The following is a 2,780-nucleotide window of genomic DNA, read 5'->3' on the forward strand; positions in this document are numbered from 1 at the left end:
CAATAATATGAAAGAAAAATAACATAAAGAATATTAAAAAAAGGAACTATAATTAGTTCCTAAATATTATTTTTCATATTTTTCTTTTAATTTTTCTACAAATTTAGCTAAATTTACTCTAAAAATGGATAAATCCTTGGTTGTCATAAATGCTCTTCTCTCATCATTCGCGCCTTTAAATCCAGCAAATCATTGTGAAGAAACACTTTTGGATTGAGCTAAGGTATAACTTTCAGATCATTCTTCCAATAATATATTCATATATCTATTTAAAGTTTTATAAATTATATCAATTGTTGGATTAGGACCATACTTGCCTGTCTTTATATAATCATTCATTTGTTTTATGACTCATGGGCTAGTTTGTGCAGCTCTTGCAACCATAACTGCATCAACTCCTGTGTAGTCTAACATCTTCTTAGCATCTTCAGGTGTAAAAACATCGCCATTTCCAATAACAGGTATTGATAATGATTCTTTGATTTCTTTAATGGCATCCCAATTAGCCTTTCCTTGATACATTTGTTCCCTTGTTCTTCCATGAACAATTAAGGCTGCAGCACCCGATTCTTCAATTATTTTAGCAATATCCATATAATTAGATGATTTTTCATCCCACCCTAATCTAATTTTTACAGTTAAGGGTTTATTAATTGTTGCAGTAATTTTAGAAACAATTTCTCTCACTTTTTCAGGAGTCTTAATTAATGCAGATCCGGCTTGAGATTTTATAGCAACCTTCTTAACAGGACACCCCATATTAATATCTATTATTTTAGCATTTGAATTTTTATCATAATATTTTGCAGCTTCAACATAATCTTCAACATCTCCACCAAAAATTTGCAATGCAACTATACCTTCATTTTCACTAACTTTTGCAATATCCTTTGTTTTGGCTGAATTATATTTAAACCCAACGTTGGAAGTCATTTCCGTACATACATAACCAGGTTCGAAGTCTTTTGCTATTATTCTATAAGCACTATTAGTAACACCCGCCATTGGTGCTAGTATAATTTTATTCTTAATTTCTATATTTCCTATTTTAAACATAAAAAAATTATATAAAAAAATGCATACTAATATGCATTTAGTTACTTTTATTTTATTAACGAACAATAAAAATATTTTTTTATTGAGAATTGGCGTTTCTCTTGAAATATTCCTTTAATAATTAGTGTATTTTATTCTTAAACATAATTTTTAATTATGCATTTAAATTATACAATAATAAAATAACAACAAAGGTTTTTACAATGTAATAAACACCATTATCATTACTTTAAATTTTAGATTTTAATTTTCTTAATTATTTCATCTATATTTGCGCTTTTTAAAAGCTCAAGAACACTGAAAGTATAGTTAGAATATGGATCTTTAGTAATGTTTTTGATAAATTCTAAAATATGTGCATTTACTGTTACTCCAAGTTTCTTAACTGTTAAAACTGCGCCATCAGTATTTATTTTACTATTATTACTTTGGTAGTTTTTGTAGTTATAAATATTGAATTGAGGAGACATAAATGCATTCCTTTCTAATTCATAAGAAGTTTTACCATTGTTTAGATCAAATTCACCGTAATAATGAGCCTCATTGCCTGTTAAATTAGCAACGAACATTTGTAAGTCTAATTCAGTTAATTGAAGCATTTTCCCAAAATCGGATAATGACGAATCAATGTTTTCAATTGTTTTACCAATATTTTCTTTATATGTGCTTAAATTAAGGACAATATCCACTATTTTATCTGCACCAAATTTAGCAATTTTACCAGTTTTTATAAATGGAGTTATAAAGAATTTGTTCAATAAAGGATCATTAAGCATTGCTGTGGTATGTTTTTCATCATACTTTGTTTCCGATTTTATATTATTAGCTAAATACGTTGAAGTTGTTTTGATATCAAAGAAAACTTTTCCGCTCTTATCTTGTTTGACATTGATTTTATCAGGGTTTGACATTGCAATTTTATAAACCATTTTTAGACCACTTTGTCACCCAGAACCAATCATTGCCTGCTCAGGAGTTTTGAAATTACCATTAACAATAATTAATGCTAAACCATTAGAATCATGAAGAACGTCATATGTTCCTGCTTGTGCAAAAGTAATTTTTTCTTTTTCCTGTTTTAATTGACCTTCAATGGTTGCTGTAATCTTTTTATATAATTCAGCATCCGCTTTATTTTTATTGAATGGTTCAAAATCTTTTGTAGCCTCATTTAATATTTTTTCAAAAATAACTTTATTTTTATTGAGATTTTTAATTTTATCTTCAATAGCATTTTTATCAGTAGGAATTTTTAAATCTCGGTCATTATTTGTTTTCAAATTCGCTTCATTTATTTTTTTATCATTTATAACAACTTTTATTTTTTTATCTAAATCTGCAATTGCATTATCAATGCTGTCTCTTTTTATTTTTTGAGAATCTAATTTAGTTTCAAGTTCATGTTTTTTTGTAGTATTTACATCATGTTTTTTAGTTGCATCATCTAATGCTGCTTGTGCATCTTGTGCTGCTTTTTGAGCTTTAGCAAATTCGCTGTTAGCATCATCAAAAGCAGTTGTTTTTGTTGCAAGATCTTGATCGGCAGCTATTTTATCAGCATTCAATTTAGGCAATTCAGCTTTTTTGTCTGTATGTTTTTTAGTTGCATCATCTAATGCTGCTTGTGCATCTTGTGCTGCTTTTTGAGCTTTAGCAAATTCGTTGTTGGCATCATCAAAAGCAGTTGTTTTTGTTGCAAGATCTTGATCAGCGGTTGTTTTATC

The 2,780-nt window shown here is 28.0% G+C and carries 2 protein-coding genes; both read right to left on the reverse strand.

The genetic code is table 4. The features are described 5' to 3' along the window. Positions 1-66 precede the first annotated feature (66 nt). A complete protein-coding gene (gene dusB / locus C4B24_RS04530; RefSeq protein ID WP_131599590.1) occupies positions 67-1,056 on the reverse strand; it encodes a tRNA dihydrouridine synthase DusB in 990 nt (329 codons plus the stop codon). Between the two features lie 236 nt (positions 1,057-1,292). Beyond that, positions 1,293-2,780, reverse strand: a 1,488-nt coding sequence (locus C4B24_RS05000) for a hypothetical protein (protein ID WP_168388358.1), incomplete at its 5' end; no start/stop codon positions are given.

The organism is Mycoplasma marinum, from assembly GCF_004335975.1.
In the GTDB taxonomy this organism is placed as follows: Bacteria; Bacillota_I; Bacilli_A; order Mycoplasmatales; family Metamycoplasmataceae; genus Mycoplasma_K; species Mycoplasma_K marinum.